This is a genomic window from Microbacterium sp. ARD31 (assembly GCF_031844425.1).
On sequence record NZ_JAUZVE010000001.1, the window covers coordinates 160055 to 175458 of the forward strand.

A 15404-nucleotide genomic window follows, 5' to 3' on the forward strand; every position below is an offset into this window, starting at 1 on the left:
CCGTGCCGGAGTCAGTTCTCCGAGCGGCCCAGACGCCAGTAGCCCATGAAGGCGACCGCGCGTCGGTCGACGCCGACCTCGCTGACGAGGTGACGACGGAGTGCCTTGATGGCGGAGGCCTCGCCCGCGAGCCACGCGTAGAGGGGGGCGCTCTTCAGCGCGGCGCCGCCCTTCGCCGTGCGGGGGACCTCCCAGAGGATGTCGTGGTCGACGTCGATCTCCTCGACCTCGGCCCCGATGCCGCCGGGGGCGAGGCGACGGGCGACATCGGCCACCGCGGAGATCAGGTGCTCGTGGCGACGGTCCTCCCCGCCGCGCGCCTCGATGATCAGCTCGAAGCCCGGGTGCGAGGGCACGTAGGCGACGTCGCTCGGGTGCGGGAGCTCGAGGACGACGACACCGCGCGCGTCCGCAGGGAGCTGCTCCAGGATCCGCGCGATCGCGGGGGCCGCCGTCTCGTCGCCGGCGAGCAGGATGGCGTCGGTCCGGGCCGGCGGCACGAAGTCGATGCCATAGCTGACGCCGGTGTGCTCGGTGGTCGGGGCCAGGATCAGGACCTCGTCGCCCGCCTTGGCGTCGGCGATCCACGCGGACGCCGGACCCATCACGTCGTGCGCGACCATGTCGATGTCGACCTCCCCGGCGGAGCTCCGCACCGCACGCGTCGTGTAAGTCCGCATGGCGGGACGCGTCTCCTCGGGCATGGCGCGCCAGCGGTCGTACCAGTCGGCATCCGTCGGCATCGCCTCCAGCGAGGCGGTCGGCGTCGGGAACATGATCTTGACCCGCTGGTCGAATCCGGGGTCGCCGTATGCGCCGAGCGCCTCGTCGCGGAATGTGAACCGCCGGAAGCTGGGTGTGAGGTCGGTGACCGCCGCGACGGGGGCGCGGAAGAAGTTCATCGTGCTCAGGGACATGGGGGGTCTCGGCTTTCGTGCGGTCAGACGCCGGCGGGGACGTGATGGCGGCCGATGGGGAGGACCATCGGGCGGCCGGTGAGCGGATCGGGGATGACGCGGCTGTCCATGCCGAAGACGTCCTTGACGGTCTCGGCGGTCAGGATCTCGCCCGGGTCTCCGGCGGCGTACAGGCGCCCGCCGGCCATCGCGACGAGGTGGTCGGCGTAACGGGCCGCGAGGTTCAGGTCGTGGAGGACCATGACGATGGTCGTCCCCCGACGGCGGTTGAGGTCGGTGAGGAGGTCGAGGACGTCGACCTGGTGGCTGACGTCGAGGAAGGTCGTCGGCTCGTCGAGGAGCAAGACGTCCGTCTGCTGTGCGAGGGCCATCGCGATCCAGACCCGCTGGCGCTGGCCGCCGGACAGCTCGTCGACGGGGCGATCCGCCAGCGCGGCGGTGTCGGTGGCGTCGAGGGCCGCGGCCACGGCTTCGTCGTCGGCACGGCTCCAGCGGGAGAGCGGACCGTGGTGGGGCGTGCGCCCGCGGCCGACGAGGTCCGAGACGGCGATGCCCTCGGGGGCGATCGGGGACTGGGGGAGGAGGCCGAGTTCGCGCGCCACCTGCTTCGTCGGCAGCTTGTGGATGTCCTTGCCGTCCAGCAGCACCTGCCCCGCGCGGGGGGCCAGCAGTCGCGCCATCGACTTGAGCAGGGTCGACTTGCCGCACGCGTTGGCGCCGACGATCGCCGTGATCCGTCCGGGCGGGACGACGAGGTCGAGGTCGTCGACGATGAGGCGGTCGCCGTAGGCCAGCTTCAGGCCGGAGGCGTGGAGGGTGCGTTCCGCGGTCATAGGGAGCCTCCCGAGCGGCTGCTGCGGATGAGAAGGAAGATCAGGTAGGGCGCGCCGAGGACACCGGTCACGACGCCCACGGGCAGACGCATCCCGAGCAGGTACTGCCCGGTGAGGTCGGCGAGCAGCACCAGGAAGGAGCCGAACAGGCCCGCGACCAGGACGGGGGAGCCGACGGGGCCCAGCATCCGCGCGGCGATGGGGCCCGACAGGAAGGCGACGAAGGAGATGGGGCCGACGGCCGCCGTCGCGAAGGCGAGCAGCACGACCGCCGCGACGATGAGGAGGATGCGCCGCCGCTCGACGGGAACGCCGAGGGCGGCCGCCGCCTCGTCGCCCAGCCGCATGAGCTCGAGGTCGCGGGTGAGCCACAGCAGGACGGGGACGACGACGACCATCGCCCCTGCCAGCGGGACGACCTCGTTCCACGATGCGCTGTTGAGGCTGCCGGTGATCCACCGCATCGCGGCCTGCAGATCCCACTCGGCCGCGCGCGAGAGCACGAAGGCGACGACGCTGTTGAAGATCGCGGCGACACCGATGCCGATGAGGATGAAGCGCGCCCCGGCGCCGCCGTCCTTGAACGCGAGGAGGTAGATGGTCAGCGCCGTGCCCACCGCGGCGACGGTCGCGAGCACCGAGACGGCGGTCCCCGAGAGCGACAGGAAGACGATGCCCACGACGGCCGCCGCGCTCGCGCCCGCGTTGATCCCGATGATGTCGGGGCTGGCCAGCGGGTTGCGCAGCAGCGTCTGGAAGACCGCACCGCCCATGCCGAAGCACAGTCCCGTCAGCAGGGCGACGGTCGATCGCGGCAATCGCAGCTCGCCGACCGTGAAGGACGCACCCGGCACCGTCTGTCCGGTCATCACCGCCCACACCTCGGCGGGCGTGTAGAAGGTCTGTCCGACCATCAGCGAGACGAGATACGTCGCCAGCACGGCGACGAGGAGTCCGCCGGTGACGAGGATGCGGCGGCGCGCACGACGTGCCCGCCCCGACGTGACGGCGGCCAGGGTGGTCGGCGCGGGGGCGAGGGCGGTCACAGGGCACGCATCTTCTGTCGGCGGACGATGGCGATGAAGAACGGAGCACCGATCAAGGCGGTGACGACGCCGACCTCGACCTCCTGCGGCCGCGCGATGACGCGTCCGACGACGTCGGCGACGGTGAGCAGACCTGCGCCGACGAGGGCCGAGACGGGGAGCAGCCAGCGGTGGTCGGGGCCGACGAGCAGGCGACAGACGTGGGGCACGATGAGTCCGACGAAGCCGATAGGTCCGGCGACCGCGGTGGCCGCGCCGCAGAGGATCACCGCGCCGAGGGCCGACAGCAGTCGCGCCGTCCGGACCTTCTGGCCGAGGCCGGTCGCGAGGTCGTCGCCGAGGGCGAGGGCGTTCAACGCCGCCGCCGAGGCGACGCAGATGACCATGCCGACGGCGAGGAAGGGGAGGACGAGGAGGATGTTCTGCGTCGTCGCGCCGCCCACGCCGCCGATCTGCCAGAACCTGAAGATGCTCATGACGTCGATCCGGGGGAGCAGGATCGCGCTGATGAGCGAGGTGAAGGCGACGGCGGTCGCGGCACCCGCGAGGGCGAGCTTCAGGGGGCTCGCGCCGCCACGGCCGAGCGACCCGATGGTGTAGACGAAGAGTGCCGCGAGCGCGGCGCCCAGCATCGCGAGCCAGATGTAGCCCAGGGCGCTCGTCACGCCGAAGAAGGCGAGCCCGGTCACGACGGCGAGCGACGCGCCGCCGTTGATGCCGAGGATCTGGGGGTCGGCCAAGGGATTGCGGGTGACGCCCTGCATGACGGCACCGGCTACCGCGAGGGAGGCTCCGACCAGGAGGGCGAGGATGGTGCGGGGCACCCGGCGCGCGACGGCAGCGGCATCCGTCGTCGTCAGATCACCCGTCAGACCGGCGATGATCTGCGATGCGTCGACCGTCCGGCTGCCGAAGGTGACCGACAGTACGCAGATGACCGCCACTGCGACCGCGAGGACCAGCACCCACAGCACCCGCCGCCGCCCCGACCGGCGTCGGAGGGACGCGGTCGAGGCGGCGGCGGGCGCGGGTGCGAGAGCGGTCATCGTGAGAGCGGCGAACCGTTCCGGATCAGTCGGAGACCTTGGCGGCCGCTTCGCCGATGAGGTCGACGTAGTCGGCCGTCAGCGAGTTCGGGATCGAGAGCGGGCTCGGGTTGGCGGCGGCGGAAAGCGGCGCGTTGGCGAGCGGGAGGATGACCACGGAACCGTCGGCGACCGCAGGGATCCGCGACAGCAGCGGGTCGGCCTGCATCGTCGCCAGCGTCGTGTCGTCGCCGTAGGTCACGAGGACGTTGAGGTCGCTGAAGCGCTCGATCTCCTCGGTGCTGTTGGTGATCCAGAACTGATCGGTGTCCTTGGACTGCTCGGCGACCGTGGACGCGGGCTCCATGCCGAGGTCCTGCAGGAACAGCTGGCGCGGGTCCTGTTCGGAGTAGAAGCCGATCTCGGCGAGGTTGGTCGCGTCGAACGAGCTGAACATGACGGTCTTGTCCGCGATGTCGGGCTGTCCCGCGGTGAGGTCGCCGAGCTGGGTGGTGAGGTCGTCGACGAGGGTCTCGGCCTCGTCCTTCAGGCCCAGCGCGGTGCCGTTGATCACGGTGAGCTCCTGCCAGGTGGTGCCCCACGCGACGTCGGGGTAGGCGACGACCGGCGCGATCTTGCTGAGGGTCTCGTACTCCTCCTTCGTCATGCCGGAGTACGCGGCGAGGATGACGTCGGGCGCCGTGTCGGCGATCGCCTCGTAGTCGAAGCCGTCGGCCTCGTCGAAGAGCACGGGGGTCTCGGCGCCCATCTCCTCGAGCTTGTCCTCGACCCAGGGGAGGATGCCGTCGCCGTCGTCGTCACCCCAGGTGACGGCGGGCATGCCGACCGGCACGACACCGAGGGCGAGCGCCGCCTCCTGATTGGCCCAGGACACCGTCGCGACCCGCTCGGGCTTGCTCTTGATCGTCGTCGTGCCGAACGCGTGCGTGATCGTGACGGGGAACGCGTCGCCCGACGCGGTGGCGCCGTCCGAAGACGTAGTCCCGGCGGGGGCGGCGGCCGTGGTGGCGCAGCCGGTGAGGAGGAGGGCGGATGCTGCGGCGAGGGCGAACGCAGTGCGGATGCGAGGCACGGAGGTCTCCTGGGAAGGTGATTAGGGTCGCCTAACCTTACAACGAACCCGGGGCGGGCGGAAACCAAGGAACCCATCCGGGACCGGCCTGCTCGTCCTCGATCCGCGCCGTATACTGGGGGTTTGGCCACTCGGCCGCCTCCCCAGGAAGAACGGACGTCTGCTGTGCTCGCCGTGCACGATCTCGAGATCCGCGTCGGTGCGCGCACCCTCATGTCCGATGTCTCCTTCCGCGTCTCGCCGGGCGACAAGATCGGTCTCGTCGGGCGCAACGGCGCCGGCAAGACGACCCTGACCAAGGTGCTCGCCGGCGACCTGCTGCCCGCGGACGGCAAGGTCGACCGCAGCGGCGAGCTTGGGTACCTCCCGCAGGATCCGCGGTCGGGCGACCCCGAGATGCTCGCCCGCACCCGCATCCTCGACGCCCGGGGGCTCGGCTCCCTCGTCATCGGCATGCGCGAGACGGCCGACCAGATGGCATCGACGGATGCCGCCGTCGCCGACCGCGCCATGCGGAAGTACGCCTCGCTCACGGAGCGCTTCGAGGCGCTCGGGGGATACGCGGCCGAGGCGGAGGCGGCGTCGATCGCCCACAACCTCTCCCTGCCCGACCGGATCCTCGATCAGCCGTTGAAGACGCTGTCAGGTGGACAGCGGCGACGCATCGAGCTCGCCCGCATCCTCTTCTCCGACGCGCAGACGATGATCCTCGACGAGCCGACGAACCACCTCGACGCCGACAGCGTCGTGTGGCTGCGGGAATTCCTGAAGGGGTACAAGGGCGGGCTGATCGTGATCAGCCACGACATCGACCTCGTCGGCGAGACGGTCAACCGGGTGTTCTACCTCGACGCCATGCGTCAGGTCATCGACGTCTACAACATGAACTGGAAGAACTACCTGCGTCAGCGTGCGGCGGACGAGGAGCGGCGCCGCAAGGAGCGCGCGAACGCCGAGAAGAAGGCGACGGCACTGCAGCAGCAGGCTGCCCGCTTCGGCGCGAAGGCCAGCAAGGCCGCCGCCGCCCACCAGATGGTGGCCCGCGCTGAGAAGCTGCTCGCCGGTCTCGACGACGTCCGTCAGGACGATCGGGTCGCGAAGCTGCGGTTCCCGAAGCCCGCGCCCTGCGGCAAGACGCCGCTCATGGCGAAGAACCTCTCGAAGTCCTACGGCTCGCTCGAGATCTTCGCGGGCGTCGACCTCGCCATCGACCGCGGGTCGCGCGTCGTCGTCCTCGGGCTCAACGGCGCGGGCAAGACCACTCTGCTGCGCATCCTCGCGGGCGTCGACAAGGCGGACACCGGGATCATCGAGCCCGGTCACGGGCTGAAGATCGGATACTACGCGCAGGAGCACGAGAACCTCGACGTCAGCCGCTCGGTCCTCGACAACATGATGTCGGCCGCGCCGGACATCAACGCCACCGAGGCGCGCAAGGTGCTGGGGTCCTTCCTGTTCACCGGCGACGACGTGCTGAAGCCGGCCGGGGTGCTCTCGGGCGGCGAGAAGACGCGACTGTCCCTCGCGACGCTCGTCGTCTCGTCGGCCAACATGCTGCTGCTCGACGAACCGACGAACAACCTCGACCCGGCATCCCGTGAGGAGATCCTCGGTGCGCTCGCGCACTACGAGGGCGCGGTCGTTCTCGTTTCGCACGACGAGGGCGCTGTGGAGGCCCTGAACCCCGAGCGTGTGCTGATCCTGCCCGACGGGGTCGAGGACATCTGGGGTCGCGACTACATCGACCTCATCACCCTGGCCTGACGGACGCCCGCCGGCCGCGGTCAGCGGGCATCGAGGAGCTCGTCCTCGGCCTCCATGTCGCGGTCGCGCCGCCGTTGCGGCCGGGAAGGCCGCGTGCGCCCGCCGTCCTCCTCGTCCTCGCGCCGGTGTCGGATCTCGGTCCGGATCATGTACCAGATGAAGGCGAAACCCATGATGGCGAAGAGGATCCACTGGATCGCGTACGAGAGGTACGGCCCGGGGTCGGCCGACGGATCCTCCAGCTGCTGCGGGCGTTCCGCCGGCGCGGGGGTCTCCTCGGTCATCAGGACGTAGGCGGAGTCGATCATGTCGCCTGCCTGGCCCGTCATCTGCGCGATGAGGGTGAGATCGATCGTGGCGACCTGCCCCTCGGGGGCGGAGCGACCCTCGCGCACTGGCGGCTCGCCGGGCTGCAGGCGGCCGACGACGGTGACCTCGCCCGTCGGCGGCGCGGGGACGCGGTCGGGCTCCGGCTGGTCGTCGCCGGGCGGGACCCAGCCCCGATCGATCACGACGACGCGACCGTCGTCCGTCCGGAACGGCACGAGGACCTCGAAGGCGCTCGTGCCGCCGTGGGGTCGGTTGCGCACGAGCAGCGTCTGATCCGTCAGGTACTCACCGCGGATCTCGACGGGACGCCACTCGTCGCTCGCGACGAGATCCTGCCCGGCGGGGATGAGGTCGCGGAGGGCGACCGGCTCGCGCGAATAGTTGTCGGCGACGAGTGCGAGCTCGGCATCCCGTTCCGCGTTGCGCGAGAACTGCCAGTTGGACAGGAACGCGCAGGCGATCGCGAACACGATCGCCATGGCGACGTATCCGCTCCAGCGCAGCGCTGTGTCGCGGTTCACGAGGCGGGTGCGGTGTCGAGCGCGAGGACCTCGACGGGGAAGCTCCGCGACGCGAGGTAGTCGCGGAGGAACCCGACGTGGTCGGGGCAGGCGGTCCACACCTTGCGCCGGTCGGCCGAGTGGATGCGGGGATTCCGCCACACGACCTGCCACTGCGCGTCGGCGTGGCATCCCGCGCGCGAGCACTGCGGGCTGGTCATCGCTCCTCCCGGGGCCGGGTCTCTTGGATCCTGATCACGTTCTCGTCCGGTTTCGGCGGGGGAGCGGATGCCGTCGGTGCCGCGTCGATCTCGCGCGACGGGCGTTCGGCCACGACGACCTCGTCGCCGTTGCCGACGTTGGCCACGACCACGGCGAGGTAGGGCAGGACCGCAGCGCCGGCCGCGAAGATCCAGGTCTGCCAGCCGTAGGGGGTGACGGTGACCATCAGGATGAAGCAGACCACGCGGACGGTCATCATGATGACGTAGCGACGGGTGCGCGAGCGTGCGTCGACCTCCGGCGCCGTGGCGAGCGAGGTCGCGGACGGTGTCGAGGTGTGCTTGGTGCGGCGGGACGTGGGAGGGCTCCTAGGAGATCTGGCCCATGGACGGGATCGAGGCGGCGAACGCGATGGCCGCGATCACCCAGATGAGGATCAGCAGCAGCCAGAAGCCCGTGCCGATCCAGCCGATGATGGTGCCGGCGACGGCCATACCGCGGCCGTTCTCACCGGAGGTCTTGAGCTGCTTGAGCGACATGTGGCCCGTGATGACACCGGCGATCGAACCGATGAGGGGGATGAACGTCACCCCGGCGATCGAGGCGACGAGCGAGATGATCGCGAGGACGTTGTTGGGCCGGGGCGGCGCGTAGCCGTAGGCGGGCTGCCCGTAGGGCTGCTGCCCGTAGGCGGGCTGGGCGTACGGCTGCTGGCCGTAGGTCGGCTGCGCGTAGGGCTGCGGCGTGCCGGTCTGCTGCTCGCCGTAGGCGGGCTGTCCCTGCGCCGAGGGCGGCGCGTACGGCGGGGCGGGCGGGTACGAGCCGCCCGCGGCGGGCGGGGCCGGCGGCACGTCGGAGGGCTGCGGCGGGGTGTTCGTGGCGTCGGTCACGTCCGTCTCCTTCAGGCGAGGTGACCCCCAGCCTACCCGCCGTGCGCGCCGCTAGGCTGGTGCGGTTCACCCGGCTCGGAGCAAGGAGAAACATGTCCCACGAGCGCGTCGTCCTCGTCACCGGAGGCAACCGCGGCATCGGCCGCGCGATCGCCGAGCGATTCGTCTCGGAGGGCTACACGGTCGCCGTCACCGCTCGATCGGGCGAGGGTCCCGAGGGGACGCTCACGGTGCGGGCCGACGTCACCGACGCCGCCTCCCTCGATGCCGCGTACACCGAGGTCGAGCAGCAGCTCGGCCCCGTCGGGGTGGTCGTCGCGAACGCCGGGATCACGAAGGACACGCTGCTGCTGCGTATGACGGAGGAGGACTTCGACTCGGTCGTCTCGACGAACCTCGGCGGCGCCTTCCGCGTCGTCAAGCGCGCCGCCAAGGGGATGCTGCGGGCCAAGTGGGGCCGCGTCATCCTCATCTCCTCGGTCGTCGGCCTCTACGGCTCGGCCGGGCAGATCAACTACTCGTCCTCCAAGAGCGCGCTCGTCGGCTTCGCCCGCTCGCTGACCCGCGAGCTCGGGTCGCGGGGGATCACGGCCAACGTCGTCGCTCCGGGTTTCATCGAGACCGACATGACCGCAGCCCTTCCCGAGGACACGCAGGCGGAGTACAAGAAGAACATCCCCGCGGCGCGTTTCGGCGCCGCCGACGAGGTCGCCGCTGCCGTCGTCTGGCTCGCCTCCGACGACGCCGCCTACATCTCGGGCGCCGTCATCCCGGTCGACGGCGGCCTCGGCATGGGCCACTGACGGGTATCAGCGCACCGCTTCGATGATCCGCCGCGCCAACTCGTCCGGCGCGGAGAACTGGGGCCAGTGACCGGTCCCCAGCCGGACCACCTCGGCTTCCGCGATCGCGGCGAATTCCGCGGCGAAAGCGCCCCAGGCCGTCACCGCCTCGCGGAACGCCGCCTCGTCCAGGGACCCCATGAGCATGGTGACCGGGACGCGGTGACGGTCGGTGCCCTCGAGCACCAGCGGATCGGTCGGGACGTGCCCGGGAACGGATGCCGTGAGCGGCGCCGTCCGCCGACGGGTCGCGTCGTCGAGGTCATCGACGTCCTCGGCATCGAAGAACTCCCAGCCGGGGAACGGGACGACGCCGTCGACGAGGGGGAACTCCGAGATGTCGGCGCCAGGAGGCGGAGGCGTCGTGTCGACGAACACCACCCGCGTCACCCGGTCGGCGCGGCGTTCGGCGGCGCCCCACGCGACGTTGCCGCCGCCGCTGTGACCGACGAGCACGACCGGACCGTCGATGCGGTCGATCTCGTCGACGACCGCGTCGACCCAGTCCGCGAGACGGACCTCGGATGCCGGGGCGCCCACGCCCGGCATCGTGAGCGGATGCGGGGAGTGGCCCGCGTCGCGCAGTGCGGGGACGACGTCGTCCCATGACGCGGCCGTCAACCAGAGTCCGGGGATGAGGATGATGTCCATGGCGGCGACGCTACCCGCGGTCGCCGACATCCGGCGGTACCCCGGTATCGGATCAGGGGAGGAGGGGGATGAGTGCGGCGAGATCGACCGGACCGACGACGAGGTCGGCACGACGGCGGACGGCGGGTTTCGCGTTGAACGCGACACCCAGGCCCGCGGCATCCATCATCAGGAGGTCGTTCGCCCCGTCGCCGACCGCGATGGTCGCCGCCGGCGCCAACCCGTAGGTCAGCGCCCACTCGCGCAGCGCCTCGGCTTTGCCGGCCGCATCGACGATCGGACCGTCGACGACGCCGGTGAGCGCACCGCCCGAGACCGCCAGCCGGTTGGCTCGCCAGACGTCGACGCCGAGTGCGGGGGCGACGGTGTCGAGGATCTCGTGGAAGCCCCCCGACACGACGGCCGCGACGCCGCCCCGGTCGTGGATCGCGCCGATCAGCTCGTGTACGCCCGGCGTCGGCTCGACGCGCGACAGCACCCGTGCGAAGGAGGCGACCGGGACGCCGGTCAGCTCCTGCACCCGGGAGCGCAGACTCGTCGCGAAATCGACCTCACCGCGCATCGCCGCCTCGGTCGCGGCGGCGACCTCCGCACCGCGGCCGGCCTCATCGGCGATGAGCTCGATGACCTCGTTGCGGATGATCGTGGAATCGGCGTCGAACACGACGAGGAATCGGGCGTCAGGCACCCGACCACGCTAGCGGCTCCATCGCCGGGCCCCGCGCTCAGGAGGTGATGCGGATGTTCTTCCCCACGACGGTGAGTCCGCTGTCGGTGACGGTGAACCCGCGCGACAGATCGAGCTCGCGGTCGACGCCCACGGTGGCCCCGGGTTCGATCACGACGTTCTTGTCGAGGATCGCGCGGTGCACACGTGCGCCGGCACCGACGCTCACGTGGTCGAAGAGGACCGAGTCGGTGATGGTCGCGCCGCCGCCCGAGAGCGTCCACGGACCCAGCACGCTCCGCTCGAGATGCGTGCCCGAGAGTACACAGCCCAGCGACACGATCGAGTCGATCGCGTTCCCGATGCGCCCCATCCCGTCGCGGACGAACTTCGCGGGCGGCGAGTTCACCGACTGCGACCGGATGGGCCAGTCCATGTTGTAGAGGTTGAAGACCGGCAGGGCGGAGATGAGGTCCATGTGCGCGTCGAAGAACGAGTCGATCGTCCCCACGTCGCGCCAGTAGTCGCGGTCGCGGTCGGTGGAGCCGGGCACGTCGTTGCGCTTGAAGTCGTAGACTGCGGCCTCGCCCCGGGAGACGAAGTAGGGGATGATGTCGCCGCCCATGTCGTGGTTCGAGGTCGGCAGCTCTCCGTCGGCCTCGACGGCCTCGATCAGCGCGTCGGTGTCGAAGACGTAGTTGCCCATCGAGGCGAGCACCTCGCCGGGGCTGTCGGGCAGCCCGGTGGGGTTCTGCGGCTTCTCGAGGAAGTCCCGGATCGTGACGCCGTCGGCGGGGTCCACGTCGATCACGCCGAACTGGTTGGCCAGCCCGATGGGCTGACGGATGCCGGCCACCGAGGCGCGCGCGCCCGAGGCGATGTGCGCCTCGATCATCTGCTGGAAGTCCATGCGGTACACGTGATCGGCGCCGATGACCGCGACGATGTCGGGCTTCTCGTCGTGGATCAGGTTGAGGGACTGGAGGATCGCGTCGGCCGACCCCGAGAACCATCGTTTGCCGAGCCGCTGCTGTGCGGGCACGGAGGTGACGTAGGCCCCGAGCAGAGCCGACATGCGCCACGTCTGCGACACGTGACGGTCGAGGCTGTGCGACTTGTACTGCGTCAGGACGACGATCTGGCGGAGCTCGGAGTTGATGAGGTTCGAGATCGCGAAGTCGATCAATCGGTACTGCCCGCCGAAGGGGACGGCGGGTTTCGCGCGGTCCTGGGTGAGCGGCATGAGTCGCTTGCCCTCGCCACCGGCGAGGACGATACCGAGGACCTTCGGGGATGCTGGCATGTGCTCACACTATGTGTCTTTCCGAGGGTCCGACTAGGACTGTGACGCCGTGTCCCGGTGCCCTAGAGTTCGGTCCATGCGCGTCGACATCGTCACGAAGGAATACCCGCCCGAGATCTACGGCGGAGCCGGTGTCCATGTGACCGAATTGGTGAAGGCGCTCCGCTCCCGCATGGAGGTCCAGGTCCGTGCTTTCGGCGCCGAGCGCGACGAGGCCGACACCACGTCCTATGCCGTCCCCGTCGGCCTGTCGGCGGCGAACCCCGCGCTGCAGACCCTCGGGACCGACCTCGAGATCGTGGGCGACGTCGCGGGCGCGGACGTCGTGCACAGCCACACCTGGTACGCGAACTACGCCGGGTTCCTCGCCTCGATGCTGCACGGTGTGCCGCACGTCGTGACCGCGCACTCCCTCGAGCCGCTGCGTCCGTGGAAGGCCGAGCAGCTCGGCGGCGGCTACGCGCTCTCGAGCTACGTCGAGAAGACCGCCTACGAGAACGCCGCCGCGGTGGTCGCCGTCAGCGACGGGATGCGGCGCGACATCCTCCGGAGCTATCCGGCCCTCGACCCCGCCAAGGTGCGGGTCATCTACAACGGCATCGACGTCGACGCCTGGCAGCCCCGGGAGGACCCGGAGCTCCTGTCGCGGTGGGGCATCGACCCGTCCCGGCCGTCGGTCGTCTTCGTGGGGCGCATCACCCGCCAGAAGGGTCTGCCGTACTTCCTGCGCGCCGCCGAGCTCTTGCCCCCCGAGGTGCAGCTCATCCTGTGCGCCGGGGCCCCGGACACGCCGGAGATCATGGCCGAGGTCCAGGGCCTCGTCCAGCAGCTCCAGCGGACCCGCGAGGGTGTCGTCTGGATCGAGGAGTTCCTGCCGCGTCCCGATCTCTGTGCGATCCTCACCTCGGCGACGACCTTCGTCTGCCCGTCGATCTATGAGCCGCTCGGCATCGTCAACCTCGAAGCCATGGCGTGCGGCGCGGCCGTCGTCGGCACCGCGACCGGCGGCATCCCCGAGGTCGTCATCGACGGCGAGACCGGTCGCCTCGTCGAGATCGAACAGGCCGAGGACGGGACGGGGACGCCGGTCGATCCGGAGAAGTTCGTCGCCGACCTCGCCGCGACGCTCACGGAGGTCGTCTCCGATCCGGAGAAGGCACGCGCCTACGGCAGAGCCGGTCGCGAGCGGGCGGCATCCGCTTTCAGCTGGGAGGCGATCGCCGACGAGACGGCCGCCCTGTACCGGGAGGTCGTGGCGGCCGCTCGGTAGCCCCGCGAGGCTCGATAGGCTGGGGCCATGCCTCAGGTGCTCGAACTCGCCGACGTCGTCGTCCGCCGCAACGCCCGCAACATCGTCGACGGGATCGACTGGACGGTCGAGTCCGACCAGCGCTGGGTGGTGCTCGGCCCCAACGGCGCCGGCAAGACGACGGTGCTGCAGCTCGCGGCGACACTCGTCCACCCCACCTCCGGCGCCGTGACCGTCCTCGACGAGCGGCTCGGGCGCACCGACGTCTTCGACCTGCGCCCGCGGATCGGCTTCGCGTCGTCGGCGATGGCCAAGCGCGTGCCCCAGGACGAGACGGTGCTCGACGTCGTCCTCACGGCGGCCTACTCGGTCCTGGGCCGGTGGCGCGAGGACTACGAGGCGATCGATGAGCGCCGTGCGCGTCGCGTGCTAGGGGAGTGGGGTCTTGCGGACCTCGCCGACCGCACCTTCGGGACGCTCTCCGACGGTGAGCAGAAGCGGGTGCAGATCGCCCGTGCCGTCATGACCGACCCCGAGCTGCTGCTGCTGGACGAGCCGACCGCCAGCCTCGACCTCGGCGCCCGCGAGGAGCTGCTGTCCCTCCTCGGCGGGTACGCCCGGGAGGAGTCGACGCCGGCCATGATCATGGTCACCCACCACGTCGAGGAGATCCCCGTCGGCTTCACGCACGTTCTCCTGCTGCGCGAGGGAGCCGCGGTCGCGCAGGGGCCGATCGCCGAGACCCTGACGGCGGAGAACCTCACCGCCACCTTCGGTCTGCCCATCACGCTGACGGCCGAGGACGGCCGGTTCGCCGCTCGCGCGGCATCCTGATAGAATCTTGCGTTGGCGCGCTCGCGCCGCAGACTTCCACCCGCATCTGGCAAAATCCAGGGCACTTCGTGAGGAACCCAATGAAGACTGACATCCACCCCGAGTACCGCGCCGTCGTGTTCCGCGACCTCGGCTCCGGCGAGACCTTCCTGACCCGTTCGACGGTCTCGAGCGACAAGACGATCGAGCTGGACGGCGAGACCTACCCCGTCATCGACGTCGAGATCTCGTCCGCCTCGCACCCGTTCTACACGGGCAAGCAGCGCATCATGGACTCGGCCGGCCGCGTCGAGAAGTTCAACCAGCGCTTCAAGAACTTCGGCAGCAAGTAAGCAGCCGTCACCGAAGGCCCCGCTCCGGCGGGGCCTTCGTCGTTTCCGCTACGCGTGGTGCGCGGGTAAGTCGTGACGAGATGGCCGGCTTCCTGTGCCCTTATGCTCGATCCGCGGATCTGGTTGCACACCGAACGGAGAGCGGACTTGGCAAATGATGACTCAGGTGACGCGAGACTAGCGCTCGAAGCCATCGCCGGCGAAGATCTGCTCGCTCCAACTCCTGGGGATGCGCAGCTAGCTTTGGTGCGCACTGTACTGGCCGCGGTGGGCGTACTTCCGGCTGTTGGGCCGATCGCCGCCAGCTTGCTCGAAGTGGTCGACACGCCGACCGGGAGACAGCACGCCCGCGCCATCAGGACGCTGGCACGGCTGGTTCAGGAACTGCAATCGGTCGTGACCTCCAACGACTGGCGACGAGCAATGGATTCTGAGGAATTCGACTCTGCAGTGGTCCGTGCATGGTCAGCGGCGCATGAGGCTCAGGTCGAAGCCAAACGTGAGCTGATCTGGCTCGCCTTGATCAACGGTTGGGTCCGCACTGGGGGAGATCCTGAGCGCGACAGATTTCTCCGTATCGTCGCCAAATACGACGTCGAACACTTCCAGGCCCTGGAGCGACTAAAGGCTCTCGCGCCAGAGCCCAAATCGTGGCCAAGCGTTGAGGGAGAGATGCTGCCTGCGATCGGCGGCGATCAAGCCGATGCTCATGCCTACGTCCAAGAATTCGACGCTGATGGGCTGGTCCGGATATACGATCAGCCACGCCTGCGGGAGGAGCATGGTGGTCGATTGCCTCTATCGGTCATGACGGACCGGATCGCGCTATGGACCGAGCGTGCTGATCGCCTCCTGGGTTTCGTCAAGCACCCTGGTGCGGAGAAGTTGATCGACTGACACGCTCCG

Annotated in this window: 18 protein-coding genes; 6 read left to right on the top strand and 12 right to left on the bottom strand. The window is 69.9% G+C overall.

The window, feature by feature from the left end; all coding sequences use genetic code 11:
• Positions 1-11: 11 nt before the first annotated feature.
• From Q9S36_RS00765 to Q9S36_RS00785, 5 genes are read right to left on the bottom strand one after another with little or no spacing between them, the layout of a single operon-like run.
• Positions 12-917, bottom strand: a complete 906-nt coding sequence (locus Q9S36_RS00765) for a siderophore-interacting protein (protein ID WP_311283574.1) — start codon at positions 915-917, stop codon at positions 12-14.
• A gap of 23 nt (positions 918-940) precedes the next feature.
• A complete protein-coding gene (locus Q9S36_RS00770; RefSeq protein ID WP_311283575.1) occupies positions 941-1750 on the bottom strand; it encodes an ABC transporter ATP-binding protein in 810 nt (269 codons plus the stop codon).
• Positions 1747-2796: an iron chelate uptake ABC transporter family permease subunit gene (locus Q9S36_RS00775; protein WP_311283576.1), complete on the bottom strand. Its 1050-nt coding sequence runs from the start codon at positions 2794-2796 to the stop codon at positions 1747-1749. Before Q9S36_RS00775 ends, Q9S36_RS00770 begins: the two co-directional genes overlap by 4 nt.
• Positions 2793-3842, bottom strand: coding sequence for an iron ABC transporter permease (locus Q9S36_RS00780; RefSeq protein WP_311283577.1), 1050 nt, complete (start codon positions 3840-3842; stop codon positions 2793-2795). Before Q9S36_RS00780 ends, Q9S36_RS00775 begins: the two co-directional genes overlap by 4 nt.
• A 25-nt stretch (positions 3843-3867) precedes the next feature.
• Positions 3868-4914, bottom strand: coding sequence for an iron-siderophore ABC transporter substrate-binding protein (locus Q9S36_RS00785; RefSeq protein ID WP_311283578.1), 1047 nt, complete (start codon positions 4912-4914; stop codon positions 3868-3870).
• 165 nt (positions 4915-5079) lie between these two features.
• On the opposite strand from Q9S36_RS00785, the gene Q9S36_RS00790 reads away from it, so the two are divergent.
• Entirely contained in the window at positions 5080-6678 is a 1599-nt protein-coding gene (locus tag Q9S36_RS00790; RefSeq protein ID WP_311284435.1) for an ABC-F family ATP-binding cassette domain-containing protein, read from the top strand.
• A 20-nt stretch (positions 6679-6698) separates the two neighbouring features.
• Here Q9S36_RS00790 and Q9S36_RS00795 read toward each other — a convergent pair whose 3' ends face one another.
• The 4 genes from Q9S36_RS00795 to Q9S36_RS00810 form a co-directional block, all read right to left on the bottom strand.
• Positions 6699-7529 carry an SURF1 family protein gene (locus Q9S36_RS00795; protein ID WP_311283579.1) on the bottom strand — a complete coding sequence of 277 codons (831 nt, stop codon included), beginning with the start codon at positions 7527-7529 and terminating at the stop codon, positions 6699-6701.
• Positions 7526-7729 carry a hypothetical protein gene (locus Q9S36_RS00800; protein ID WP_217531534.1) on the bottom strand — a complete coding sequence of 68 codons (204 nt, stop codon included), beginning with the start codon at positions 7727-7729 and terminating at the stop codon, positions 7526-7528. Before Q9S36_RS00800 ends, Q9S36_RS00795 begins: the two co-directional genes overlap by 4 nt.
• Positions 7726-7989, bottom strand: a complete 264-nt coding sequence (locus tag Q9S36_RS00805) for a DUF3099 domain-containing protein (protein WP_217531533.1) — start codon at positions 7987-7989, stop codon at positions 7726-7728. Before Q9S36_RS00805 ends, Q9S36_RS00800 begins: the two co-directional genes overlap by 4 nt.
• A gap of 109 nt (positions 7990-8098) precedes the next feature.
• Entirely contained in the window at positions 8099-8620 is a 522-nt protein-coding gene (locus Q9S36_RS00810) for a DUF4190 domain-containing protein (RefSeq protein ID WP_311283580.1), read from the bottom strand.
• A 92-nt stretch (positions 8621-8712) separates the two neighbouring features.
• Here Q9S36_RS00810 and fabG point away from each other — a divergent pair, with 92 nt between their 5' ends.
• Complete coding sequence (fabG, locus tag Q9S36_RS00815; protein ID WP_064002268.1) at positions 8713-9423, top strand: 3-oxoacyl-ACP reductase FabG; 711 nt, start codon at positions 8713-8715, stop codon at positions 9421-9423.
• 6 nt (positions 9424-9429) lie between these two features.
• Here the strand turns inward: fabG and Q9S36_RS00820 are convergent, their stop codons facing one another.
• Genes Q9S36_RS00820 through glgC form a run of 3 tightly spaced genes read right to left on the bottom strand, consistent with a single transcriptional unit; the run spans position 9430 to position 12083 of the window.
• Positions 9430-10113, bottom strand: a complete 684-nt coding sequence (locus Q9S36_RS00820) for an alpha/beta hydrolase (protein WP_311283582.1) — start codon at positions 10111-10113, stop codon at positions 9430-9432.
• A gap of 52 nt (positions 10114-10165) precedes the next feature.
• Positions 10166-10801, bottom strand: coding sequence for a phosphoserine phosphatase SerB (gene serB / locus Q9S36_RS00825; RefSeq protein ID WP_311283583.1), 636 nt, complete (start codon positions 10799-10801; stop codon positions 10166-10168).
• A gap of 37 nt (positions 10802-10838) precedes the next feature.
• Positions 10839-12083, bottom strand: a complete 1245-nt coding sequence (gene glgC, locus Q9S36_RS00830) for a glucose-1-phosphate adenylyltransferase (RefSeq protein ID WP_217531530.1) — start codon at positions 12081-12083, stop codon at positions 10839-10841.
• Between the two features lie 76 nt (positions 12084-12159).
• On the opposite strand from glgC, the gene glgA reads away from it, so the two are divergent.
• The 4 genes from glgA to Q9S36_RS00850 all read left to right on the top strand — a co-directional run bounded on the left by glgA (position 12160) and on the right by Q9S36_RS00850 (position 15395).
• Positions 12160-13353, top strand: coding sequence for a glycogen synthase (gene glgA, locus Q9S36_RS00835; protein ID WP_311283585.1), 1194 nt, complete (start codon positions 12160-12162; stop codon positions 13351-13353).
• A gap of 27 nt (positions 13354-13380) precedes the next feature.
• On the top strand, positions 13381-14166 hold the full coding sequence (locus Q9S36_RS00840; RefSeq protein ID WP_064002264.1) for an ABC transporter ATP-binding protein: 786 nt from the start codon (positions 13381-13383) through the stop codon (positions 14164-14166).
• A gap of 80 nt (positions 14167-14246) precedes the next feature.
• Positions 14247-14498 (top strand): type B 50S ribosomal protein L31, encoded by a 252-nt coding sequence (locus Q9S36_RS00845; protein WP_018186539.1) that lies wholly within the window; start codon positions 14247-14249, stop codon positions 14496-14498.
• A 102-nt stretch (positions 14499-14600) separates the two neighbouring features.
• A complete protein-coding gene (locus Q9S36_RS00850) occupies positions 14601-15395 on the top strand; it encodes a hypothetical protein (RefSeq protein WP_311283586.1) in 795 nt (264 codons plus the stop codon).
• Positions 15396-15404: the final 9 nt, after the last annotated feature.